The sequence below is a fragment of the Planococcus halocryophilus genome, from assembly GCF_001687585.2.
Classification (GTDB): Bacteria; Bacillota; Bacilli; order Bacillales_A; family Planococcaceae; genus Planococcus; species Planococcus halocryophilus.
On the sequence record NZ_CP016537.2, the window covers coordinates 103,574 to 126,906 of the forward strand.

24 protein-coding genes and 2 other annotated features are annotated in these 23,333 nt (G+C 41.2%); all 24 genes read left to right on the plus strand.

What is annotated here, in order from left to right; genetic code table 11:
• Window positions 1-7 precede the first annotated feature (7 nt).
• The 24 genes from radA (at window position 8) to rpsG (ending at window position 23,323) form a co-directional block, all read left to right on the plus strand.
• Window positions 8-1,384, plus strand: a complete 1,377-nt coding sequence (gene radA / locus BBI08_RS00490; protein ID WP_040850767.1) for a DNA repair protein RadA — start codon at window positions 8-10, stop codon at window positions 1,382-1,384.
• A gap of 93 nt (window positions 1,385-1,477) precedes the next feature.
• Window positions 1,478-2,557, plus strand: a complete 1,080-nt coding sequence (locus tag BBI08_RS00495) for a PIN/TRAM domain-containing protein (RefSeq protein ID WP_008497404.1) — start codon at window positions 1,478-1,480, stop codon at window positions 2,555-2,557.
• 30 nt (window positions 2,558-2,587) lie between these two features.
• A complete protein-coding gene (gene ispD, locus BBI08_RS00500; protein WP_008497405.1) occupies window positions 2,588-3,283 on the plus strand; it encodes a 2-C-methyl-D-erythritol 4-phosphate cytidylyltransferase in 696 nt (231 codons plus the stop codon).
• A complete protein-coding gene (gene ispF, locus BBI08_RS00505) occupies window positions 3,280-3,780 on the plus strand; it encodes a 2-C-methyl-D-erythritol 2,4-cyclodiphosphate synthase (protein WP_008497406.1) in 501 nt (166 codons plus the stop codon). Before ispD ends, ispF begins: the two co-directional genes overlap by 4 nt.
• Window positions 3,781-3,822: 42 nt before the next feature.
• The gene (gltX, locus tag BBI08_RS00510; protein ID WP_008497407.1) at window positions 3,823-5,286 is read left to right on the plus strand and encodes a glutamate--tRNA ligase; all 1,464 of its coding nucleotides are present in this window, start codon (window positions 3,823-3,825) and stop codon (window positions 5,284-5,286) included.
• 42 nt (window positions 5,287-5,328) lie between these two features.
• Window positions 5,329-5,546, plus strand: a binding site (T-box leader).
• Between the two features lie 52 nt (window positions 5,547-5,598).
• Window positions 5,599-6,261, plus strand: a complete 663-nt coding sequence (epsC, locus tag BBI08_RS00515) for a serine O-acetyltransferase EpsC (protein ID WP_008497409.1) — start codon at window positions 5,599-5,601, stop codon at window positions 6,259-6,261.
• Complete coding sequence (gene cysS / locus BBI08_RS00520) at window positions 6,258-7,661, plus strand: cysteine--tRNA ligase (protein WP_008497410.1); 1,404 nt, start codon at window positions 6,258-6,260, stop codon at window positions 7,659-7,661. The genes epsC and cysS overlap by 4 nt, the downstream gene beginning before the upstream one ends.
• 1 nt (window position 7,662) lies before the next feature.
• Entirely contained in the window at window positions 7,663-8,082 is a 420-nt protein-coding gene (locus BBI08_RS00525) for a Mini-ribonuclease 3 (RefSeq protein ID WP_008497411.1), read from the plus strand.
• On the plus strand, window positions 8,079-8,834 hold the full coding sequence (gene rlmB, locus BBI08_RS00530; protein WP_065528388.1) for a 23S rRNA (guanosine(2251)-2'-O)-methyltransferase RlmB: 756 nt from the start codon (window positions 8,079-8,081) through the stop codon (window positions 8,832-8,834). The genes BBI08_RS00525 and rlmB overlap by 4 nt, the downstream gene beginning before the upstream one ends.
• A 4-nt stretch (window positions 8,835-8,838) precedes the next feature.
• Window positions 8,839-9,348 carry an NYN domain-containing protein gene (locus BBI08_RS00535; protein WP_065528389.1) on the plus strand — a complete coding sequence of 170 codons (510 nt, stop codon included), beginning with the start codon at window positions 8,839-8,841 and terminating at the stop codon, window positions 9,346-9,348.
• Window positions 9,349-9,419: 71 nt separating this feature from the next.
• Entirely contained in the window at window positions 9,420-10,070 is a 651-nt protein-coding gene (sigH, locus tag BBI08_RS00540) for an RNA polymerase sporulation sigma factor SigH (RefSeq protein WP_008432464.1), read from the plus strand.
• 69 nt (window positions 10,071-10,139) lie between these two features.
• Complete coding sequence (gene rpmG, locus BBI08_RS16815; protein WP_081976604.1) at window positions 10,140-10,286, plus strand: 50S ribosomal protein L33; 147 nt, start codon at window positions 10,140-10,142, stop codon at window positions 10,284-10,286.
• 59 nt (window positions 10,287-10,345) lie between these two features.
• Window positions 10,346-10,531 (plus strand): preprotein translocase subunit SecE, encoded by a 186-nt coding sequence (secE, locus tag BBI08_RS00545; protein WP_008432468.1) that lies wholly within the window; start codon window positions 10,346-10,348, stop codon window positions 10,529-10,531.
• Between the two features lie 100 nt (window positions 10,532-10,631).
• Entirely contained in the window at window positions 10,632-11,165 is a 534-nt protein-coding gene (gene nusG / locus BBI08_RS00550) for a transcription termination/antitermination protein NusG (protein WP_008432469.1), read from the plus strand.
• A gap of 164 nt (window positions 11,166-11,329) precedes the next feature.
• Window positions 11,330-11,755: a 50S ribosomal protein L11 gene (rplK, locus tag BBI08_RS00555; RefSeq protein WP_008432470.1), complete on the plus strand. Its 426-nt coding sequence runs from the start codon at window positions 11,330-11,332 to the stop codon at window positions 11,753-11,755.
• Between the two features lie 105 nt (window positions 11,756-11,860).
• Window positions 11,861-12,559, plus strand: a complete 699-nt coding sequence (gene rplA / locus BBI08_RS00560; RefSeq protein ID WP_008497413.1) for a 50S ribosomal protein L1 — start codon at window positions 11,861-11,863, stop codon at window positions 12,557-12,559.
• A 42-nt stretch (window positions 12,560-12,601) separates the two neighbouring features.
• Window positions 12,602-12,750, plus strand: a sequence feature (ribosomal protein L10 leader region).
• A gap of 31 nt (window positions 12,751-12,781) precedes the next feature.
• Complete coding sequence (gene rplJ / locus BBI08_RS00565) at window positions 12,782-13,282, plus strand: 50S ribosomal protein L10 (protein ID WP_008497414.1); 501 nt, start codon at window positions 12,782-12,784, stop codon at window positions 13,280-13,282.
• 55 nt (window positions 13,283-13,337) lie between these two features.
• Window positions 13,338-13,697 (plus strand): 50S ribosomal protein L7/L12, encoded by a 360-nt coding sequence (rplL, locus tag BBI08_RS00570; protein ID WP_008497415.1) that lies wholly within the window; start codon window positions 13,338-13,340, stop codon window positions 13,695-13,697.
• A 123-nt stretch (window positions 13,698-13,820) separates the two neighbouring features.
• Window positions 13,821-14,423 (plus strand): class I SAM-dependent methyltransferase, encoded by a 603-nt coding sequence (locus tag BBI08_RS00575; protein WP_008497417.1) that lies wholly within the window; start codon window positions 13,821-13,823, stop codon window positions 14,421-14,423.
• Window positions 14,424-14,638: 215 nt separating this feature from the next.
• Window positions 14,639-18,193 carry a DNA-directed RNA polymerase subunit beta gene (gene rpoB, locus BBI08_RS00580; protein ID WP_065528390.1) on the plus strand — a complete coding sequence of 1,185 codons (3,555 nt, stop codon included), beginning with the start codon at window positions 14,639-14,641 and terminating at the stop codon, window positions 18,191-18,193.
• Window positions 18,194-18,300: 107 nt separating this feature from the next.
• Complete coding sequence (gene rpoC, locus BBI08_RS00585; RefSeq protein ID WP_008497419.1) at window positions 18,301-21,906, plus strand: DNA-directed RNA polymerase subunit beta'; 3,606 nt, start codon at window positions 18,301-18,303, stop codon at window positions 21,904-21,906.
• 136 nt (window positions 21,907-22,042) lie between these two features.
• The gene (locus tag BBI08_RS00590) at window positions 22,043-22,291 is read left to right on the plus strand and encodes a ribosomal L7Ae/L30e/S12e/Gadd45 family protein (protein ID WP_008497420.1); all 249 of its coding nucleotides are present in this window, start codon (window positions 22,043-22,045) and stop codon (window positions 22,289-22,291) included.
• Between the two features lie 97 nt (window positions 22,292-22,388).
• Window positions 22,389-22,808, plus strand: a complete 420-nt coding sequence (rpsL, locus tag BBI08_RS00595; protein WP_065528391.1) for a 30S ribosomal protein S12 — start codon at window positions 22,389-22,391, stop codon at window positions 22,806-22,808.
• A gap of 44 nt (window positions 22,809-22,852) precedes the next feature.
• On the plus strand, window positions 22,853-23,323 hold the full coding sequence (gene rpsG / locus BBI08_RS00600) for a 30S ribosomal protein S7 (protein WP_008497422.1): 471 nt from the start codon (window positions 22,853-22,855) through the stop codon (window positions 23,321-23,323).
• Window positions 23,324-23,333 lie beyond the last annotated feature (10 nt).

Consider the following 23,333-nt stretch of genomic DNA (forward strand, 5'->3'; position numbering starts at 1 on the left):
GGTACACATGGCTAAGAAAAAGACTAAATTCATTTGTCAGTCGTGTGGCTATGAATCGGCCAGATGGATGGGGAAATGTCCGGGGTGCGCATCATGGAATACGATGACAGAAGAAGTAGAAGTCCAAGCTCCTAAAGGAACACGCGGTGCTTTTCAACATAGTGCGTCTGTTCCGCAAAAAGCGACGCCGATCAATGCGATTGAAACACAAGACGAACCACGAGTAGAAACGGAACTAAGCGAATTAAACCGTGTACTTGGTGGAGGCATTGTGCCAGGATCACTAGTATTAATTGGGGGAGACCCGGGTATTGGGAAATCGACATTGCTGTTACAAGTTTCAGCGATGCTTGCAAATAGTGGAAACCGGGTATTATATATTTCCGGAGAAGAATCAATTCGCCAAACAAAATTACGAGCAGAGCGTTTAGATGCGTCATCTTCAGAGTTGTTTATCTATGCTGAAACAAATCTTGAACTGATTCATCACACCATTGAAGATGTAGCACCTGATTTTGTTATTATCGATTCAATTCAGACTGTTCACCACCCGGAAGTCACTTCTGCACCGGGTAGTGTGACGCAAGTAAGAGAAAGTACGGCAGAATTGATGCGAATCGCCAAGACAAAAAATATTGCCATTTTCCTAGTTGGACACGTAACCAAAGAAGGACAAATTGCAGGACCACGTATTTTAGAGCATATGGTTGATACGGTGTTGTATTTCGAAGGTGAACGCCATCACACATACCGCATTTTACGTAGTGTGAAAAACCGTTTTGGTTCTACGAATGAAATTGCGATTTTTGAAATGCTTCAAAGTGGATTAAAAGAAGTGTTGAATCCATCTGAATTATTTTTACAAGAGCGTTCGAGTGGGTCAGCAGGCTCAACCGTTGTTGCTTCAATGGAAGGAACAAGGCCAATTTTAGTTGAAATTCAAGCATTGGTAACACCTTCAAGCTTTAATTATCCGAAACGGATGGCAACGGGAATTGACGTCAATCGTGTGACCTTACTGATGGCAGTACTAGAAAAGCGCGTAGGTATGCTTTTGCAAGCGCAGGACGCTTACATTAAAGTTGCGGGTGGCGTGAAGCTTGATGAACCAGCAATTGATTTGGCTGTGTTGGCAAGTATTGTCTCAAGCTTCCGTGATAAAGCGCCAAATGTTTATGATTGTATAATCGGCGAAGTTGGATTGACCGGGGAAGTTAGACGCGTATCGCGTATCGAGCAGCGCGTTCAAGAAGCGGCGAAACTAGGCTTTAAGCGTGCAATTATTCCTGCATCAAATTTAGGTGGCTGGGATTATCCGGAAGGAATTCGTGTAGTGGGTGTAGAAAGTGTTAACGATGCATTAAAAGAGATTTTTCCACAGTAAGGAGGCAATATTGCCTCCTTTTATTTCTAGTCAAGTATCTTTGGAGCGTTCTTGTTTTAAAATGTGTATAATTGAAAAAAGGAGGTGGAGCTCGTGTTAAGACCTATTATTCAAATAATGTTTTTACTTATTGGTGCGACGATCGGAATTTTATTATTACCATCAGCATTTGAACTTATTCCCCTTCTCGACAATCCGTGGATCAGTAATCCTTATGTAGCAGCAATTGTTGGTGCTCTTATCTTTTTCCTATTATCTTTATTATTTGTTGATTCATTGATTCATTTTATGAAATGGATGGAAGAGAAGTTGTTGCGCGCCCCAACCCCGGACCTATTATTCGGAACGGTCGGGATGGTTATTGGACTTGTGGTAGCGTTCTTAGTTGGATTTGCGTTAAGTACGGTTGATATTCCCCTTGTCGCGACAGTGGCACCATTAGTTCTTTCGGTAGTGCTTGGTTATTTAGGGTTTCAAGTCGGGTTTCAAAAACGTGAAGAGATGTTAACGATGTTAACGCCTGCTAAATTCGTACCTGCGAAAAAGCAGGAAATCGAAGAACCAATTGAAAAAATGTCTTATAAATTGCTCGATACCAGCGTCATTATCGATGGACGAATTGCTGATATTTCGGCAACTGGGTTTATGGAAGGTACGTTTGTCGTACCGCAATTTGTTTTGTCGGAACTTCAACATATTGCGGATTCGTCAGATACGTTGAAACGAACACGCGGTAGGCGAGGGTTGGACATTTTAAAACGTCTTCAAAGCGAGCGCGTAGATGCTATTATGATTACGGAAGAAAGTTTTGATGAAGTAAGCGAAGTCGATTTGAAACTAATGCGTGCTGCGAAAAAAATGGGCGGCAAAGTGGTAACTAACGACTTTAATCTCAATAAAGTATGTGAACTTCATAATGTTCCAGTATTGAACATTAACGATTTGGCAAATGCTGTAAAACCTGTGGTCATTCCAGGAGAAGATATGCATGTCGTGGTCATTAAAGACGGCAAAGAGCAAAATCAAGGTGTCGCTTATTTAGACGATGGGACAATGATTGTCATTGAAGGCGGTAAAGGATTTATTGGCCAAGCGATCAATGTTACAGTTACGAGTGTGTTGCAGACTTCTGCAGGCCGAATGATTTTTGCGAAACCGCGTGAAGGCAAATAAGGTGCAACATATGGATAAAGGATGTTTTTTATGAATTATACAGTCGTCTTGCCTGCTGCTGGCAGCGGGAAACGAATGAAAGCTGATAAAAATAAATTATTACTCGAACTTTTCGGTAAACCTATTTTTCTATATACATTAGAAGTTTTTCAAAAAGACCCAAATTGTGACGCCATTTGGTTAGCGGTAAAAGAACAAGAGCGGGGATTAATTGAAAACTATGTAAAACGCTATAACTTAACGAAAGTACAAGGTTACGCTACAGGGGGAACGGAACGGCAAGATAGTGTAAGAGCTTGCCTTGAAGCGATTCCACCTTGTGGCGTTGTTTTGGTTCATGATGCAGCTCGGCCATTTATCGACAAAGAAGTCATTGTGAATTTAGTGGAAAAAGCACACACATCGGGTGCAGCAATAGCCGCTGTTCCGGTAAAAGATACCATTAAAAAAGCGGAAAATGGCATTATTTCAGAGACGGTAGACCGCGATCAATTGTGGATGATTCAAACGCCGCAAGCATTTCGCTATTCGTTAATTTTAGAGGCTGCTCAGAAAGCTCATAACGATGGGTTTATGGGAACAGATGAAGCGATGCTTGTTGAACGTTTGCATTACCCTGTCGCGATTGTTGAAAGTACATACGAAAATATAAAAATGACGACGCCAGATGATTTGATTTATGGAAGAGCCATTCTGGAAAGTCGCTTACAGGAGGAACAGAAATGATTCGAATTGGACAAGGTTATGACGTACATCAATTAGCAGAAGGACGACCATTTATTTTAGGTGGCATTGAAATTGAACACGACCGTGGACTTCTTGGTCATTCAGATGCAGATGTATTATTGCATACCATTACTGATGCGGCACTTGGCGCAATTGGTGGAGGCGATATCGGTAAGCATTTCCCAGACACAGATCCGGAATTTAAAAATGCGGATTCTCGCAAATTATTGACGCATATTTGGCAATATGTAAAAGAACAAGGCTATGAGCTTGGCAATGTGGATTGCACAGTGATTGCTCAAAAACCGAAATTAGCGCCTTATATCGAACAAATGCGCGAATCAATTGCTAACTTGCTTGAAGCAGATATTTCGCAAGTTAGTGTTAAAGCAACAACTTCGGAACACCTTGGATTTGTTGGGCGTGAAGAAGGAATTGCTGCGCTTGCAGTGATCCTACTAACGAAACACCCAGTTTCTCTTGATGTGCCAGAGTGATAGAATAGTAGAAGGATAAACGATATTTTAGGAGGAAATGAAATGACACAAGAAGTTCGCGTACGTTACGCACCAAGCCCGACAGGACATTTGCACATCGGGGGCGCTCGTACAGCTTTATTTAACTATTTATTTGCGCGTCACAATAACGGGAAATTCATCGTTCGCATTGAAGATACAGATACGGCTCGTAATATCGAAACAGGGATTATGTCTCAGTTGGATAACTTGAAATGGTTAGGCATTGAACACGACGAGTCTATTGATGTTGGAGGAGAGTACGGACCTTATCGTCAAATGGAACGTTTGGATACGTATAAAAAACATTCAGACCAAATGCTTGAAAAAGGATTGGCTTTTAAATGTTTCTGTACACCTGAAGAGTTGGAAGTAGAACGCGATGCGCAAAAAGCAGCGGGCATTGCAGCTCCCCAGTACAGCGGAACTTGCCGTAACTTGACTACGGAAGAAGTCGCTGAAAGAGAAGAATCAGGTAAGACGTTTAGTATTCGTGCAAAAGTTCCTACGAATGTAACATATGAGTTTAATGATTTAGTACGTGGTCCAATTTCATTTGAATCAAAAGATATTGGCGACTGGGTAATGGTTAAAACGACGGGTATTCCGACATATAATTTTGCTGTTGTCATCGATGATTATTTGATGAAAATTTCTCATGTTTTCCGCGGAGAAGAGCATTTATCAAACACACCAAGACAAATGATGATTTACGATGCATTTGGTTGGGATTATCCGAGCTACGGTCACATGACGTTGATCATTAACGAAGACCGTAAGAAATTATCGAAACGCGACGAGTCGATTTTACAGTTTATTTCACAATATAAAGAATTAGGCTATATTCCTGAAGCACTATTCAACTTCTTTGCGCTACTTGGCTGGTCTCCAGAAGGAGAAGAAGAAATCTTCTCGAAAGAAGAATTTATTCGCATTTTTGATGTAGAACGTTTGTCTAAGTCGCCATCGATGTTTGATAAGCAAAAGTTAATGTGGATGAACAACCAATACATTAAACAATTGCCGCTCGAAGAAGTCGTGAAGTTATCGCTTCCCCATTTGCAAAAAGCAGGGAAATTGCCAGAAGAAATGACACCAGAACAAACAGAATGGGCGATCAAGCTTGTTGCTTTGTATCACGATCAAATGAGCTACGGTGCTGAAATTACCGAGCTATCAGAACAATTTTTCACTGACGACTTAACATACGGCGAAGCTGAAAAAGAAGTTTTAGCTGGGGAACAAGTACCTGAAGTGATGGCGGCATTTAAAAAGCAATTGACTGGGTTAGAAAACTTTGAACCAGCTGAAATTAAAGCGGCAATCAAAGCGGTTCAAAAAGCGACGGGTCATAAAGGCAAAAACTTGTTTATGCCTATACGTGTTGTTATTACTGGACAAATGCACGGACCTGAACTGCCAGATGCGATTTCTTTATTAGGAAAAGACAAAGCAATCGCTCGCGTTGCACAATACGCAAGTGCGTAACGTTGACTTATTCGGCTGACGGTGTAAAATGAATTTACTATCATAAAAACGTTGACGAGAAGAAGTACATGTAGCAAGTTCTTTAGAGAAGATCCTCACCGGCTGAAAAGGATCTGTGCCGCTGCTACATGGAAATGCCTCTCCGAGTGCTGAGTCGAAATAAGTAGACCAGACGTTTCGCCTGCGTTATAGGCTTTCGAGAGAAAAGGACGTTTTGTTCTTTTAATCAGAGTGGAACCGCGCAATTATGCGTCTCTGTCATTTACATGACAGGGGCGCTTTTTATTTTGGAGCAGAAAGGAAGCGAGAAGAATGTTTAAGTTATTAAAAGACGATGTTGATGTTATTTTCGAACAAGACCCAGCAGCGCGTAATTATTGGGAAGTTATTCTCACGTATTCCGGTCTTCATGCCATTTGGTCGCACCGGCTGGCACATTTTTTCTTTAAGAATAAATTATTCTTTATTGCTCGTGTTATCTCACAGATTAGTCGTTTTTTTACAGGAATCGAAATTCATCCAGGTGCTGTAATTGGCAGTCGTTTCTTTATTGACCACGGCATGGGTGTTGTTATTGGAGAAACATGTGAAATCGGCGATAATGTGACGCTATACCAAGGAGTGACATTAGGTGGTACGGGGAAAGAACGAGGCAAACGTCATCCGACATTAGAAGACAATGTATTGGTTGCGACTGGAGCTAAAGTTTTAGGGTCTATCGTCATCGGTGCCAATTCCAAAGTCGGAGCGGGCTCGGTTGTTCTAAAAAATGTCCCAGTGAATTCTACAGTAGTGGGAATTCCAGGGAAAGTGGTTATACAAAATGGCGTGAAAGTAAAGCAAGACTTAAATCACCAAAATATGCCCGATCCTGTCATGGACAAATGTGATGGCATGGAAGCGAAAATTGCTCAATTGCAGCATGAAATAGAACAGTTAAAAACATCAACACAGAGAGAAGGGCAAGGTTTATGAGTATTCAAATTTTTAATTCGTTGTCACGACAAAAAGAGGAGTTTATTCCTTTAGAAGAAGGCAAAGTAAAAATGTATGTCTGCGGCCCGACTGTGTACAATTACATTCATATTGGCAATGCCCGTCCGGTTATCGTTTATGATACGGTGCGTCGCCATTTGCAATACCGCGGCTACGATGTGAAATATGTATCGAACTTTACAGACGTTGACGACAAATTGATTAAAGCGGCCAATGAACTTGGTCAAGAAGTGCCTGAAATTGCAGAGCGTTTTATCGCTGCTTATTTCGAAAATACAAAAGCACTTGGCTGCGCAGAAGCGGACGTCCATCCATTAGTAACCGATCATATGGCGCAAATTATTGAATTTATCGTGGCATTGATTGAAAAAGGCTATGCATATGAGTCGCAAGGCGATGTGTATTACAGAACGCGTAAATTTGAAGGCTACGGCAAATTGTCTCATCAATCTGTAGACGAATTAAAAGTGGGCGCACGAGTTGAAACAGGCGATAAAAAAGAAGATGAGCTAGACTTTGTTTTATGGAAAGCTGCCAAACCGAAAGAAATTTCATGGGATAGCCCATGGGGCAAAGGACGTCCAGGCTGGCACATTGAATGCTCGGTGATGGCACGTGAGCATTTAGGTGATACGATTGATATTCACGCAGGCGGACAAGACTTAACGTTCCCGCATCACGAAAATGAAATTGCCCAATCCGAAGCGTTCACAGGAAAACCATTTGCGCATTATTGGATGCATAACGGGTATATTAATATTGATAACGAGAAAATGTCGAAGTCATTAAATAACTTTGTGTTGGTGAATGACATATTAAAAGAACTAGACCCACAAGTGCTGCGCTTCTTCATGCTATCGGTTCATTATCGTCACCCAATTAATTACTCACAGCAGTTGGTGGAAGATGCAGTGGCTGGGCTTGAGCGTTTACGTACAGCTTATGCAAACTTGAAACACCGTTTGAGTGCGTCTGCTGATTTGGGCGATCATTCGGATACTTGGGTTCATAAAATTGAAGAGATTAAAACAGCATTTATTGAAACAATGGATGATGATTTTAATACAGCAAATGCGATTTCAAGTTTATTCGATCTGTCTCGTTTGTCGAATACGTATTTACTCGAAAAACAAACGGCGACAGCGGTTTTAGAAACATTTATTGCCGTATTTGACGAATTAGCAAGTATTTTAGGATTGCCATTTAACCAACAAGAAGAATTATTGGATGAAGAAGTTGAAGCTTTGATGGCAGAGCGCATTGAAGCACGGAAAAATCGTGACTTTGCTCGTGCTGATGAAATCCGTGATTTATTTAAAGAACAAAACATAATTTTAGAAGATACAGCGCAAGGGACACGCTGGAAGCGAGGGCAATAAATTGAATGTTTTACGAAAAAATGATGTAGATCAATTAAATGCATTGGCTCTTGCTTATATGGGAGATGCGGTTTACGAGCAAGCAGTACGTGAGCATTTATTGCGTTCGGGTCGTTCGAAACCGAATATTTTGCATCGCCAATCGACTACTTTTGTTTCGGCTAAAGCGCAAGCAGTGGTATTGAAACGACTTACTGAAGAAGAATTTTTAACAGAAGCCGAACTGGCAGTCATGAGACGTGGGCGTAATGCCAAGTCGGGATCGGTTCCAAAAAATACCGATGTGCAAACCTATAATTTCAGTACCGCCTTCGAAGCGGTACTGGGATGGTTGTATTTAAAAGAAGAGCAAGCGCGTGTGGACGAAATCATTTCCTATGCGATTGAAATTATTGAAGAGCTGGGAGGCGTATTAAAATGACGGAAGAAGAGTTGGCACCAGAGATTATTGGCGGCAAAAACCCAGTACTCGAAGCATTAAGAGCAGACCGTGATATTAATAAAATCTGGATTGCTGAAGGCGTTCAGAAAAAAGGCATTACCGAATTATTGCAATTAGCTAAAGACAAGGGTGTTATTGTTCAATCTGTTCCGAAGAAAAAAATTGATGGCTTAACAGATACCAATCACCAAGGTATCGCGGCAGCAGTAGCTGCTTATAACTACGCAAGCTTGGATGATTTGTTTGCTGCAGCAACGGCGAAAAACGAAGATCCATTTTTCTTGATCTTAGATGAGTTAGAAGATCCGCATAATTTAGGTTCTATTATGAGAACTGCTGATGCAATTGGCGTTCACGGATTGATTATTCCAAAGCGTCGTGCAGTTGGTTTAACGGGTGTTGTGGCAAAAGCTTCAACGGGTGCGATTGAGCATGTGCCAGTTGTGCGCATTAATAATTTGTCACAAACTGTAGATGAATTGAAAAAGCGTGGTGTGTGGATTGCGGGTACCGACGCAAAAGAATCGGTAGATTACCGAAGAATGGACGCATCTTTGCCACTAGCGGTTATTATTGGCAGCGAAGGCAAAGGCATGAGTCGGATTTTACGTGAGAAATGTGATTTCTTGTATCAATTGCCGATGGTTGGACATGTGACGTCGCTCAATGCTTCAGTAGCAGCGAGCTTATTGATGTACGAAGTCTATAGAAAGCGCAATCCATTAGGTTGACGCGATGAATATTCTGCTAGTTGATGGATACAACATCATTGGAGACTGGGTAGAACTGCAAGAATTAAAAAAAGATAAATTGGCAAATGCTAGAGATCGCTTGATTGAGCGGATGGCTGAATACCGGAGCTACAAAGGGTGGCGGGTTATTATTGTTTTTGACGCTCATCTTGTTCCGGGAATTGAAGCCAAAAACCTGCATCACGATGTGGAAGTCATTTACACAAAAGAAAGCGAAACGGCGGATGAACGGATTGAAAAACTGGTGGCCAGTTTACATACGCGCCGCGACCAGATTTATGTGGCGACTTCGGATTTAACCGAGCAATGGGTCATTTTCGGCAAAGGAGCGTTGCGAATTTCAGCGCGCGAACTGGAAATTGAAATGGATGAAATCCAGGAGAATATCACTAAAAAAGTAAAAGAAATCCAAGAGCAGCGCGGGATTTCTAAAATACCACTGTCTGGAGAAGTAGCGGAAATTTTCGAAAAATGGCGAAGAGGCTTAAAATGAACGGTTGACGCTCATTTTTTCCTTCATGTATACTGAGGATATCGAGGCTCACGCAATCGGAGGGATCACCCGTGGAAAATCATGAGCAAGTTCAGCTTCAACGATTCACCGACATGACAGATGAAGAACTTGTCAGTTTAGTCCACAGTGGAAACACGGAGGCATTGGATTTTTTGATAACGAAGTTCCGGCCGTTTGTTCGAATGAAAGCCCGGTCGTATTTTCTGATTGGCGCTGATAAAGAAGATATTATTCAAGAAGGCATGATTGGTTTATACAAAGCGATTCGGGATTTTAAGAGCGATAAATTATCTTCATTCCGTGCGTTCGCAGAATTATGCATTATCCGGCAAATCATTACCGCTATTAAAACGGCAACACGCCAAAAGCATATTCCACTGAATTCATATATTTCCTTGGACAAGCCGATTTATGATGAAGAGTCTGACCGTACGTTAATGGATGTGTTAACTGGAAATGGCGTAGACGATCCGGAAGATTTGATTATTCATAATGAAGAGTTTCAGTATATGGAAGAGAAAATGGGCGAAGTACTCAGCGAATTAGAACGAGAAGTGCTGGCGCTTTATCTTGATGGTCAATCCTATCAAGAAATCTCAGAAAAGCTTGAGCGTCATGTGAAATCGATTGATAATGCCTTACAGCGAGTCAAGCGAAAACTAGAACGCCACTTGCAGATTAATGAGATGCCCAGCTCTTGATGCGCGGTTGACATGTCTGTTTTAAGGTGATAACCTTGAAAAAGCTGTAAACTTGAATAAGGTGATAAAATGGCTAAAAAAATTGCATTAAGCTGCTCAACATGTGCATCTCGTAATTATACGGTTCCTGCGAAAGCAGAATCTAGCACACGTTTGGAACTCAAAAAATTCTGTGCTCATTGTAATGAGCATACCGTGCATAAACAAACGATATGAATTTTAACTGAATGCCGGACGATATAGAGTGATTTTAAAATTCGGAGGTTTTTTAAATAATGGGTAACATTGGCAGTTTCTTTAAAAACGTCGTTTCGGAAATGCGGAAAGTTAGCTGGCCAAAACGAAAAGAACTTACACGTTATACAATCGTTGTTCTTGCTACTTGTATTTTTATGGCTCTCTTTTTCACAGTAGTCGATGCAGGTATTTCTAAATTATTCCGTTGGTTCATAGCGCTATAAGATCGATAAGAATAATGCATAAAAAATAGCCCGTCATTCTATGAGAACGGGTTTTTTCATTTGGTAAAAAAGGAGGGATGGACGTTTAGTCCGCACGATTATGGAGAAAAATTGGTATGTAGTCCACACCTATTCGGGATATGAAAACAAAGTTAAAGCAAACTTGGAAAAGCGAGTGGAAACAATGGGGATGGAAGATCTGATCTTCCGTGTCATCATTCCTGAAGAACAAGAAACAGATTTTAAAGATGGCAAGAAACGTACAGTTATGCGCAAAACTTTCCCGGGATATGTCCTGGTTGAGTTGATCATGACAGACGAATCTTGGTATGTCGTTCGAAACACACCAGGTGTTACTGGATTTATCGGTTCGTCAGGTGGAGGAGCAAAACCAACACCGTTGTTAGATGAAGAAGTTGAATTCATCTTGAAACAAATGGGGATGACAGAACGCAAAGTAGATATCGATTTTGCCGTTGCGGATACAGTTGAAGTAATGGAAGGACCGTTCGCTAACTTCCAAGGGAAAGTGGAAGAAATTGATGATACAAAAGGCAAAGTTAAAGTGTCGATTGACATCTTCGGACGCGAAACCAAAATGGAGCTGGATTTCGAACAAGTTCAAAAAGTATAAAAGCCACTTGCTATTCTAAATTATTAATGGTATTATTTCATAGGTCAGACTGTCATAGGACACTCTGTACAATTTAGCTAATTCTATCAACATCGTTGACAGACAGATATTGAGTGGGAGGGGAAACCCTATTACCACATCACGGACTTAAGGAGGTGTGTTTCGTGGCTAAAAAAGTTGTTAAAGTTGTAAAATTGCAGATCCCTGCAGCAAAAGCTAACCCAGCGCCACCAGTTGGACCAGCATTGGGCCAAGCAGGTGTGAACATCATGGGCTTTTGTAAAGAGTTTAACGCGCGTACGGCAGATCAAGCAGGACTGATCATTCCAGTTGAGATTTCAGTATTTGAAGATCGTTCATTTACATTCATTACGAAAACTCCACCCGCAGCTGTTCTATTAAAAGTAGCAGCCGGTATTGAATCAGGTTCAGGCGAACCGAACCGCAATAAAGTAGCGACTGTGAAACGCGACAAAGTTCGCGAAATCGCAGAAACTAAAATGCCCGACCTAAACGCTGCTTCAGTTGAAGCTGCAATGTTGATGGTTGAAGGTACTGCTCGCAGTATGGGCATCGTAATCGAAGACTAATTCGAGTAGTTGTTTTTGGATGGGTTGCGCAGTTCGTCACGAGCCGCGCAGCCTTTAATCGTGGGAGGTTTAAACCGTTAGACCACAACAAGGAGGACGTTTAAAATGGCTAAAACAGGAAAAAAATTGCAAGACGCAGCAAAATTGGTTGACCGTTCTAAACTATACGAAGCGAAAGAAGCTATCGAACTTGCTAAAAAAGCAAGCACTGTAAACTTCGACGCTACAGTAGAAGTGGCTTTCCGTCTAGGAATTGACACGCGTAAGAACGACCAGCAAATCCGTGGAGCAGTAGTACTTCCAAACGGAACTGGTAAAACTCAAAGCGTTTTAGTTTTCGCTAAAGGCGAAAAACTTAAAGAAGCTGAAGCAGCTGGCGCAGATTTCGTAGGCGACGCTGAATATATCCAAAAAATCCAACAAGGATGGTTTGACTTCGACGTGATCGTTGCAACTCCTGATATGATGGGTGAAGTTGGTAAACTTGGACGCGTTTTAGGACCAAAAGGCTTAATGCCAAACCCTAAAACAGGTACAGTTACATTTGATGTAACTAAAGCTGTTCAAGAAATCAAAGCTGGTAAAGTGGAATACCGTGCAGACAAAACGGGTATTATCCATGCGCCAATCGGGAAAGTTTCTTTTGATGACAGCAAACTTGCTGAAAACTTAGAAGCGATCTATGACGTAGTATTAAAAGCGAAGCCATCTTCTGCTAAAGGTACTTACATCAAATCATTAAACGTTACTACTACAATGGGACCTGCTGTTAAAGTAGATCCAACTAAAGTAGTTGCAAAATAAAATATTGACATCGCATTTTTGCTCTGCTATACTAGCGGAGTTGTGAAATACCCATTTGTACCGCAGACAGTAGGGGCGCTAGTCGCTTAATTTATCCCTGCCGAGGACATGATGAATTCAGTAAACATCTTTTTGATGCTGATTTTATGCCTCTGTGTCTGTAATGGACCAGAGGCTTTTCTTATGGACGGTATAAATGAGAAATCTATAGGAGGTGCCAAAATGAGCAAAGCAGTTGAAACGAAAAAAGTTGTCGTGCAAACAATCGCTGATAAATTCAATGCTGCAGCGTCAGTTGTAGTTGTTGATTACCGTGGATTGAACGTTGCACAATTAACAGAACTTCGTAAACAGCTTCGTGAAGCAGGCGTTGAGTTTAAAGTTTACAAAAACTCAATGACTCGTCGTGCGACTGAAATGCACGGACTTGAAGCAATCAACGAACACTTTACAGGACCAAACGCAATTGCATTTTCTAACGAAGATGTAGTAGCACCAGCAAGAATCATCAATAACTTCGCTAAAGCGAATGAAGCGCTTGAAATTAAAGCGGGCGTTATTGAAGGTGTAGTCGCATCTGCTGAAGATATGAAAGCATTGGCAGAACTTCCATCACGCGAAGGCTTGCTATCTATGCTACTCAGCGTACTACAAGCTCCAATACGCAACTTTGCAGCTACAACAAAAGCAGTTGCAGATCAAAAAGAAGAACAAGGCGCTTAATAAGTTAGCCGGCTAAGCACGACAAAAAATTACCTATCAATAGGAGGAAACTATAATGACACAAGAACAAATCTTAGAATCAATCAAAGAAATGACAGTTCTTCAACTTAACGACCTAGTAAAAGCAATCGAAGAAGAGTTCGGCGTAACTGCTGCTGCTCCTGTTGCTGCAGCTGCTGCTGGCGGTGCTGCTGAAGAAGAACAAACTGAATTTGACGTTGTCCTTACTTCTGCAGGCGATTCAAAAATCAAAGTAATCAAAGCAGTACGCGAAGTAACTGGTCTTGGTCTTAAAGAAGCGAAAGCACTTGTAGACGAAGCTCCTAAAGCAATCAAAGAAGGCGTTTCTAAAGAAGACGCTGAAGAAATCAAAGGCAAACTTGAAGAAGTTGGCGCGTCAGTAGAAGTTAAGTAATTTCATGACTTTATAAAAAAGGAGGAAAGTTCGTCAGTGTATACCGGCGGGCTTTTCTTTTTTTTAATTTATTTAGAAGATGAACAACTGTCTATAATAAGGTGAATGCAAGGAGGACTCTATATGTCTCAACATTATTATTCCAAAAATCCTCAAACAAAAAGCAATCCTCGAGAGTGGACAGACATACTGCGAGGCGAGAAATTCCGATTCCAGACTGATGCGGGAGTTTTCAGCAAAAGTGAAGTCGATTTTGGATCACGGTTATTGATCGAGGCATTCCAAGATTCTACTATAGATGGACCGGTGCTGGATGTCGGCTGCGGTTATGGACCTATTGGAATGACGGTCGCAAAAATATCTCCTCAAAAACAAGTTCATATGGTCGATGTTAATACACGGGCTATTGAATTGGCCAAAACAAACGTAGAGAAAAATGATATTTCCAACGTTCAAATCTACGAAAGTGATGGATTGAGTGCGGTGGAGGCTAGTGGTTTTTCTGCGATTTTAACAAACCCGCCGATTCGGGCAGGTAAAGAAACTGTATTTCGCTTTTACGAAGAAGCTGCTAAGAAATTAGCGGATGGTGGATCGTTGTGGGTTGTTATCCAGAAAAAGCAGGGTGCTGCTTCTACACAGGTGAAATTAGAAGAACTTTTCGGTGAAGTAAAAGTGGTAGATAAGAAAAAAGGTTACTTTATTTTTGAAGCTCGAAAAGTTTGACTTGACAAAACGGCTGTGTTATTATAATGAAATGCAAAATTTATTATTTTGAGGTCGTTTGCCCTTTTTCGGGCTACGCATGGCGACATAGCTAATCAAGTGTAAACCGAAAATGAGCTGATTTTAGTCTCGTTTTCTTTTTGTCTTTTCGATATCATACACTATTTTGTATAAATCGCAAAGACCTATAATCGTTTTATTGAGGGGTGAATAAGTTGGTAGGTCAACTAGTTCAGTACGGTCAACATCGTCAACGCAGAAGTTTTTCGAGAATCAGTGAAGTGCTGGATCTTCCGAACTTGATTGAAATTCAATCATCATCTTATGAATGGTTTCTCGAAGAAGGACTTCGCGAAATGTTCCGAGATATCTCGCCGATTGAAGATTTCACAGGAAATCTATCGCTCGAGTTTGTTGATTACAGTCTCGCGGAACCGAAGTATCCAGTCGATGAATCGAAGGAGCGCGACGTAACTTATGCAGCACCTTTGCGTGTTAAAGTACGTCTGCACAACAAAGAAACAGATGAAGTAAAAGAACAAGATGTCTTCATGGGTGATTTCCCGTTAATGACAGAAACAGGTACTTTTGTTATCGACGGCGCAGAACGCGTTATTGTTTCTCAGCTAGTTCGTTCGCCGAGTGTTTATTTCCATGACAAGACAGATAAAAATGGTAAAAAAGGCTTTGGAGCAACTGTTATTCCGAACCGTGGAGCATGGTTAGAATACGAAACAGATGCAAAAGATGTTGTGTATGTAAGAATTGATCGCACACGTAAATTACCGGTAACGGTTCTTTTAAGAGCGCTTGGTTTCGGATCTGATCAAGAAATCATCGATTTACTTGGAGATAACGAATATCTTCAAAATACACTTGAAAAAGATAACACAGAGAGCACAGAAAAAGCGCTTCTTGAAATTTATGAACGCCTGCGTCCTGGTGAGCCACCAACAGTTGAAAGTGCGAAGAGCTTACTATACTCACGCTTTTTCGACCCAAAACGCTATGACTTAGCAAATGTTGGTCGTTATAAAATGAACAAAAAGCTTCATATTAAAAACCGTCTTTTCAATCAGACAATTGCAGAAACATTAGCAGACCCTGAAACAGGCGAAATTTTAGTTGAAGCTGGTACATTAATTGATCGTCGTGTACTAGATCGCTTAATTCCAAACTTAGAAAATGGTGTTGGTTTCCATACTGTTTCTCAAGTAGGTGGCGTTCTAGAAGGTGAAGTTACTTTACAGTCGATCAAAATTTACGCACCAAACAACGAAGATCAAAAAGAAATCACTGTTATTAGTAATGCCTATATAGAAGATAAGATTAAGCATGTAACACCGGCTGATATTATTTCTTCTATTAGTTACTTCTTTAACCTTCTTTATGGTGTCGGAAACACAGATGATATTGATCATCTTGGTAACCGCCGTCTACGTTCAGTAGGTGAGCTTTTACAGAACCAATTCCGTATCGGTTTATCTCGTATGGAGCGTGTAGTTCGTGAACGTATGTCGATTAACGATACACAAGCAATCGTACCTCAGCAATTGATCAATATCCGTCCGGTTATTGCATCAATTAAAGAGTTCTTCGGTAGTTCTCAGCTTTCTCAGTTTATGGATCAAACCAATCCACTTGCTGAATTGACACATAAACGCCGTCTATCGGCGCTTGGACCCGGTGGTTTAACACGTGAACGTGCAGGCTTTGAAGTACGTGACGTTCACTATTCACATTACGGTCGTATGTGTCCGATTGAAACGCCTGAGGGCCCGAACATTGGATTGATCAATACACTCTCAACATTTGCGAAAGTGAATAAGTTCGGTTTCATTGAAACTCCTTATCGCCGCGTTGATGCTGAATCAGGTGTTGTTACAAAACATATCGATTACTTAACTGCTGATGAAGAAGATAACTATGTAGTGGCTCAAGCCAATTCGAAATTGAATGACGATGGTTCATTTGTTGAAGAAGGCATTGTGGCACGTTTCCGCGGGGAAAACACGATTTATAAGCGCGGCAGCATTGACTACATGGACGTTTCTCCAAAACAGGTTGTTTCTGTAGCAACAGCTTGTATCCCGTTCCTTGAAAACGATGACTCCAACCGAGCGTTAATGGGAGCGAACATGCAACGTCAAGCAGTTCCGTTATTAAATCCGGAAGCTCCTTTTGTAGGAACTGGAATGGAACATTTGGCAGCGCGTGATTCTGGTGCAGCTGTAGTAGCAAAAAATGATGGTATTGTAGAATTAGTGGAAGCTAAAGAAATCGCAGTCCGCCGTATTGAAGTTGTGGATGGCAATGAAGTCCGAGGCGACCTTGATACTTACAAATTGCAAAAATTCGTTCGTTCTAACCAAGGAACAAGTTATAACCAGCGCCCAATCGTTAAAGTTGGAGACCGAGTTTCTAAACGCGATATTCTAGCCGATGGACCTTCAATGGAACGCGGAGAGATGGCATTAGGAAGAAACGTATTGGTTGCCTTCATGACATGGGATGGCTTTAACTACGAAGATGCGATTATCATGAGTGAACGTTTAGTTAAAGACGATGTTTATACATCTGTTCATATTGAAGAGTACGAATCTGATTCACGTGATACGAAACTAGGGCCAGAAGAAATTACGCGCGATATCCCGAACGTTGGGGAAGACGCATTGCGTAACTTGGATGACCGTGGAATTATCCGTGTCGGAGCTGAAGTGAAAGATGGAGATATTCTTGTTGGTAAAGTAACACCTAAAGGCGTTACGGAACTAACTGCTGAAGAACGTCTTTTACATGCTATTTTCGGCGAAAAAGCACGCGAAGTTCGCGATACTTCATTGCGAGTGCCTCACGGTGCTGGCGGTATTGTATTGGATGTTAAAATCTTCAACCGTGAAGATGGAGACGAACTACCACCAGGTGTTAATCAGCTAGTCCGTGCATATATCGTTCAGAAACGTAAAATTTCTGTTGGTGATAAAATGGCTGGACGTCACGGAAACAAAGGTGTTATTTCAAGAATATTACCTGAAGAAGATATGCCGTTTATGCCTGATGGCACGCCAGTCGACATTATGTTGAACCCACTTGGTGTACCTTCTCGTATGAATATCGGTCAGGTACTTGAATTACACCTTGGAATGGCTTCTCGTTCACTTGGAATTCATATGGCTTCATCTGTATTTGATGGAGCAAATGAAGAAGATGTGTTGGAGACAATGGAAGAGTCAGGTATGCCGCGCGATGGTAAAACGATTCTCTATGATGGCCGTTCTGGTGAAGCATTCGATAACCGTGTGTCTGTAGGAATCATGTATATGATCAAACTTGCCCACATGGTTGACGATAAATTGCACGCCCGTTCTACTGGACCGTACTCATTGGTTACTCAACAGCCATTGGGTGGTAAAGCACAATTCGGCGGACAGCGTTTTGGTGAGATGGAAGTATGGGCACTTGAAGCATATGGTGCTGCTCATACATTACAAGAAATCTTAACGGTGAAGTCGGATGATGTCGTAGGTCGCGTAAAAACTTATGAAGCAATTGTTAAAGGTGAAAGTGTGCCGGAACCAAGTGTGCCGGAATCATTCAAAGTGTTAATTAAAGAGCTTCAAAGTTTAGGTATGGACGTTAAAATGTTAACGATTGATGATGAAGAAATTGAGTTGCGTGATTTGGATGAAGAAGAAGATCTTCAACCAGCTGACTCATTAAATATCTTACCGATTGCAGATACAGAAGCACCGGTTGGAACAATTGATTAATAATACTTGGAAACGAACGGCTTTAACCGGCCGTTCTCCAGTTATTCATTCAGCCATTACCGAGGAAGAGCCGTACAGAAACTCGAGACAAAAGGGAGGTAGGCTCCTTGATAGATGTTAATAATTTTGAGTACATGAAAATCGGATTAGCGTCACCCGATAAAATTCGCTCATGGTCTTATGGAGAAGTCAAAAAGCCAGAAACAATCAATTACCGTACATTAAAACCTGAAAAAGATGGTTTGTTCTGCGAACGTATTTTCGGTCCTACAAAGGATTGGGAATGTCATTGTGGTAAATACAAACGTGTTCGTTATAAAGGTGTTGTCTGTGATCGTTGTGGCGTTGAAGTTACACGTTCGAAAGTTCGCCGTGAGCGTATGGGACACATTGAATTAGCAGCTCCTGTTTCACACATTTGGTATTTCAAAGGAATTCCGAGCCGTATGGGACTTATCTTAGATATGTCTCCACGTTCACTTGAAGAAGTTATTTACTTTGCTTCTTATGTGGTAATTGATCCTGCAGATACACCACTTGAAAAGAAACAGCTTCTATCTGAAAAAGAATACCGCGCTTACCGTGATAAGTTTGGTAAGAAATTCCAAGCTGCTATGGGAGCAGAAGCAATCAAACGTCTATTGCAAGAAATTGACCTTGAGCGCGAAACGGATTCTTTAAAAGAAGAGTTGAAAACAGCTCAAGGCCAACGCCGCACTCGTGCGATTAAACGCCTTGAAGTCGTTGAGTCATTCCGTAACTCAGGAAACAATCCTGATTGGATGATTTTAGATGTTCTACCTGTTATTCCACCTGAACTTCGCCCGATGGTTCAATTAGATGGCGGTCGCTTTGCGACTTCTGATTTAAATGACCTATATCGTCGCGTAATCAACCGGAATAACCGTTTGAAACGTCTTTTGGATCTTGGAGCGCCAAGCATTATCGTTCAAAACGAAAAACGTATGCTTCAAGAAGCTGTTGATGCTTTAATCGATAACGGTCGTCGTGGTCGTCCAGTTACAGGACCAGGTAACCGTCCATTGAAATCTCTTTCTCATATGTTAAAAGGTAAGCAAGGACGTTTCCGTCAAAACCTTCTTGGTAAACGAGTTGATTACTCAGGCCGTTCAGTAATTGTAGTTGGACCTAACCTGAAAATGTATCAATGTGGTTTGCCGAAAGGGATGGCAATCGAATTGTTCAAACCTTTTGTTATGAAGGAATTGGTTGAACGTGGATTGGCTCATAACATCAAGAGTGCAAAACGCAAAATCGAACGTCTTCATTCTGAAGTTTGGGATGTATTAGAAGATGTAATCAAGGAGCATCCGGTTCTATTGAACCGAGCACCAACTCTTCACAGATTAGGTATCCAGGCATTTGAGCCGACACTAGTTGAAGGTAAAGCGATCCGTCTACATCCACTTGTATGTACTGCATATAATGCCGATTTCGATGGTGACCAAATGGCTGTTCACGTACCTTTATCATCTGAAGCGCAAGCTGAAGCAAGATTATTGATGCTTGCAGCTCAAAACATTTTGAATCCAAAAGACGGAAAACCTGTTGTAACACCATCTCAGGATATGGTTTTAGGAAACTATTACTTAACACTTGAGCGTAAAGGTGCTACAGGAGAAGGCGCTACTTTCTCAGGACCTGAAGAAGTCATGATCGCTTATCAAACAGGCCATGTGCATTTGCATACACGTATTGCGATTCAAGCTGGAGCTGTAAACAACCCGACATTCACAGAAGAACAAAACAAAATGCTTTTATTAACAACTGTTGGTAAAATTATTTTCAATGAAATTCTGCCGAAGTCATTCCCGTATATTAATGAACCGACTGATTTCAACTTGCAGGTGGAGACGCCAGCGAAATATTTTGTTCCAACAACGACTAATATTCGTAAGCATATTGAAGAATCGGAACTTGTAACACCGTTTAAAAAGAAAATTCTTGGTGAAATCATTGCAGAAGTGTTCAAGCGTTTCCATATTACGGAAACTTCGAAAATGCTAGATCGCATGAAGAGCCTTGGATTTAAATATTCAACACAAGCCGGCATTACTGTTGGTGTGTCAGATATCGTAGTTCTTCCAGACAAGGGAGAAATTTTAATCAGTGCACAAGAAAATGTTGATAAAGTAATGAAACAATTCCGTCGCGGATTGATTACAGAAGAAGAACGGTATGCACGTGTCATTTCTTATTGGAGTAATGCAAAAGATATCATTCAGGGCAAACTGATGGCATCTCTTGACAACTTAAACCCAATCTTTATGATGAGTGATTCCGGAGCTCGTGGTAATGCTTCCAACTTTACACAGCTTGCTGGTATGCGCGGATTGATGGCCAACCCGGCTGGGCGTATTATCGAACTTCCGATTAAATCTTCTTTCCGTGAAGGTTTGACAGTACTTGAATACTTCATCTCTACTCACGGTGCTCGTAAAGGTCTTGCCGATACAGCACTGAAAACAGCCGATTCTGGTTACTTAACTCGTCGTTTAGTAGACGTTGCACAAGATGCAATTGTCCGCGAAAATGATTGTGGAACGGATAGAGGCTTATTGGTTGGAGCGTTGATGGAAGGCACAGAAGTAATTGAAGAGCTTGATGAGCGTATCGTTGGTCGTCATGCGAAGAAAACAATTCGTCATCCAGAAACAAAAGGAATTATTGTAGCAAAAGATGAATTAATCACACAAGATTTAACTCGTCTGATTGTAGAGGCTGGTATTAAAGAAGTTACAATCCGCTCTGCATTTACATGCAATACAAAACACGGTATTTGTAAGAAATGTTATGGCACGAACTTAGCGACTGGAGACGAAGTTGAAGTGGGCGAAGCAGTGGGTATTATTGCAGCTCAATCAATCGGTGAGCCAGGAACTCAGCTTACAATGCGTACATTCCATACTGGTGGGGTTGCAGGAGACGATATTACTCAAGGTCTTCCGCGTATCCAAGAAATATTTGAATCGCGTAATCCTAAAGGGCAAGCAGTTATTTCTGAAATTACAGGTACAGTTACTGAAGTTGAAGAAATTCGCGAGGGCCAGAAGGAAGTAACGATTCAAGGTGATGTTGAAACACGTAAATATTTAGCTCCTTACAATGCACGTATCAAAGTTCAAGTAGATGATGCGATTGTGCGAGGCGAAGTATTGACAGACGGTTCAATTGATCCGAAACAATTGCTTCAAGTAAAAGACGTTCAAGCTGTTCAAGTGTATCTATTGAAAGAAGTTCAAAAAGTATACCGTATGCAAGGCGTAGAAATCGGCGATAAGCACGTAGAAGTTATGGTTCGTCAAATGTTCCGTAAAGTTCGGGTAATTGAAGCCGGAGATACAGAATTGCTACCAGGTTCACTATTGGATATTCACCAATTTACTGAAGCTAATGTTAAAGCGGTTCTAGAAGGTAACTTACCAGCTACAAGCCGTCCTGTAATTCTAGGTATTACAAAAGCTTCTCTTGAAACAGAATCATTCTTATCAGCCGCATCTTTCCAAGAAACGACTCGCGTCTTAACAGATGCAGCGATTAAAGGGAAACGTGATGAGCTTCTAGGATTGAAAGAGAACGTTATTATCGGCAAACTTGTTCCAGCTGGAACAGGAATGCAGCGTTACCGTCAAATTAAAATTGCTCAAAGCGAAAAAGCAGCACAGCAAGAAATTGTCGGTACAGAATCATAAAATAGATTTCTTGGATTCCGGGGAGCTTGTAAAATCTCCCCGGGATTTTTCAAGAACTTTGTTGACAGCATTATCATAGGATGATAATATGTTAAGGGTTGATGGTTAACGGTTTGATGCTTTGGAGGATATGCAAATGTCTAATGAAAAAGTAAAACAGACAAGTAAAATAATCATCGGTACAAAGCAGACAGTAAAAGCATTAAAAAGCGGTATTGTCCAAGAAGTAATAGTGGCAAAAGACGCGAACGATCGAATGACTGAACAGATCGTCCATCTAGCTTTAGAAAAAGGTATTCGGATCGAACTTGCAGATTCACGATTAAAGCTTGGCAAAGCATATGGCATTAATGTCGGTGCAGCTGCAGTAGCTATTACTGGATAACAGTTTTTGTGTAAATCACAAAGACTTTGTTTTTTACCCAAAAATGAACCACCTGGATATGTGGTATTAGAACACCTTTTGAGAGGAGGAAAAATCGATGCCTACAATTAACCAATTAGTTAACAAGCCTCGTAAACCAAAGAGCACTAAATCAGGTTCACCAGCCCTAAACAAAGGGTACAACAGCTTTAAAAAGTCTCAAACTAACGTGACATCACCACAAAAACGTGGAGTATGTACTCGTGTTGGTACGATGACACCTAAAAAACCAAACTCGGCATTGCGTAAATATGCGCGTGTGCGTTTGACGAACCAAATTGAGGTTAATGCTTACATCGGCGGCGAAGGTCACAACCTTCAAGAGCACAGTGTAGTTCTTCTTCGCGGCGGACGCGTAAAAGATTTACCGGGTGTACGTTACCATATCGTACGTGGAGCACTTGATACAGCTGGAGTAACTGGCCGTATGCAAAGCCGTTCTAAATACGGAACTAAACGCCCTAAAGTAAAAAAATAATATCTTAAATTAACGAAGTGACTTCGTTGAAAGGAGGAACATACATGCCTCGTAAAGGTCCTGTAGCTAAACGTGACGTGTTGCCAGATCCAATTTATAATTCGAAATTGGTGACACGCTTAATTAATAAAATGATGGTTGACGGAAAAAGAGGTACTTCACAAAAAATCCTATACGGAGCGTTTGAGCTAGTTAAAGAACGCAGCGGTAAGGATCCAATTGAAGTATACGAACAAGCACTGACTAACATTATGCCAGTTCTTGAAGTTCGCTCTCGCCGTGTTGGTGGAGCTAACTACCAAGTGCCGGTTGAAGTTCGTCCTGAACGCCGTACAACTTTAGGTCTTCGCTTCCTTGTGAACTATTCACGTCTTCGTGGAGAGAAAACAATGGAAGAACGTTTGGCTAATGAAATTTTAGATGCAGCCAACAATACTGGTTCATCAGTTAAGAAACGTGAAGATTTGCATAAAATGGCAGAAGCTAACAAAGCATTCGCTCACTATCGCTGGTAATTTCTTTCGA

Bases quoted from the DNA above. Each gene is read 5' to 3' on its own strand.
- epsC (WP_008497409.1), top strand. From the start codon at position 5,599: ATGTTTAAGTTATTAAAAGACGATGTTGATGTTATTTTCGAACAAGAC.
- BBI08_RS00590 (WP_008497420.1), top strand. From the start codon at position 22,043: ATGTCTAATGAAAAAGTAAAACAGACAAGTAAAATAATCATCGGTACA.
- ispD (WP_008497405.1), top strand. From the start codon at position 2,588: ATGAATTATACAGTCGTCTTGCCTGCTGCTGGCAGCGGGAAACGAATG.
- secE (WP_008432468.1), top strand. From the start codon at position 10,346: ATGGGTAACATTGGCAGTTTCTTTAAAAACGTCGTTTCGGAAATGCGG.
- radA (WP_040850767.1), top strand. From the start codon at position 8: ATGGCTAAGAAAAAGACTAAATTCATTTGTCAGTCGTGTGGCTATGAA.
- BBI08_RS00575 (WP_008497417.1), top strand. From the start codon at position 13,821: ATGTCTCAACATTATTATTCCAAAAATCCTCAAACAAAAAGCAATCCT.
- ispF (WP_008497406.1), top strand. From the start codon at position 3,280: ATGATTCGAATTGGACAAGGTTATGACGTACATCAATTAGCAGAAGGA.
- cysS (WP_008497410.1), top strand. From the start codon at position 6,258: ATGAGTATTCAAATTTTTAATTCGTTGTCACGACAAAAAGAGGAGTTT.
- rpmG (WP_081976604.1), top strand. From the start codon at position 10,140: ATGGCTAAAAAAATTGCATTAAGCTGCTCAACATGTGCATCTCGTAAT.
- rpsL (WP_065528391.1), top strand. From the start codon at position 22,389: ATGCCTACAATTAACCAATTAGTTAACAAGCCTCGTAAACCAAAGAGC.
- rpsG (WP_008497422.1), top strand. From the start codon at position 22,853: ATGCCTCGTAAAGGTCCTGTAGCTAAACGTGACGTGTTGCCAGATCCA.
- BBI08_RS00535 (WP_065528389.1), top strand. From the start codon at position 8,839: ATGAATATTCTGCTAGTTGATGGATACAACATCATTGGAGACTGGGTA.
- rplL (WP_008497415.1), top strand. From the start codon at position 13,338: ATGACACAAGAACAAATCTTAGAATCAATCAAAGAAATGACAGTTCTT.
- nusG (WP_008432469.1), top strand. From the start codon at position 10,632: ATGGAGAAAAATTGGTATGTAGTCCACACCTATTCGGGATATGAAAAC.
- gltX (WP_008497407.1), top strand. From the start codon at position 3,823: ATGACACAAGAAGTTCGCGTACGTTACGCACCAAGCCCGACAGGACAT.
- rplA (WP_008497413.1), top strand. From the start codon at position 11,861: ATGGCTAAAACAGGAAAAAAATTGCAAGACGCAGCAAAATTGGTTGAC.
- rlmB (WP_065528388.1), top strand. From the start codon at position 8,079: ATGACGGAAGAAGAGTTGGCACCAGAGATTATTGGCGGCAAAAACCCA.
- rplJ (WP_008497414.1), top strand. From the start codon at position 12,782: ATGAGCAAAGCAGTTGAAACGAAAAAAGTTGTCGTGCAAACAATCGCT.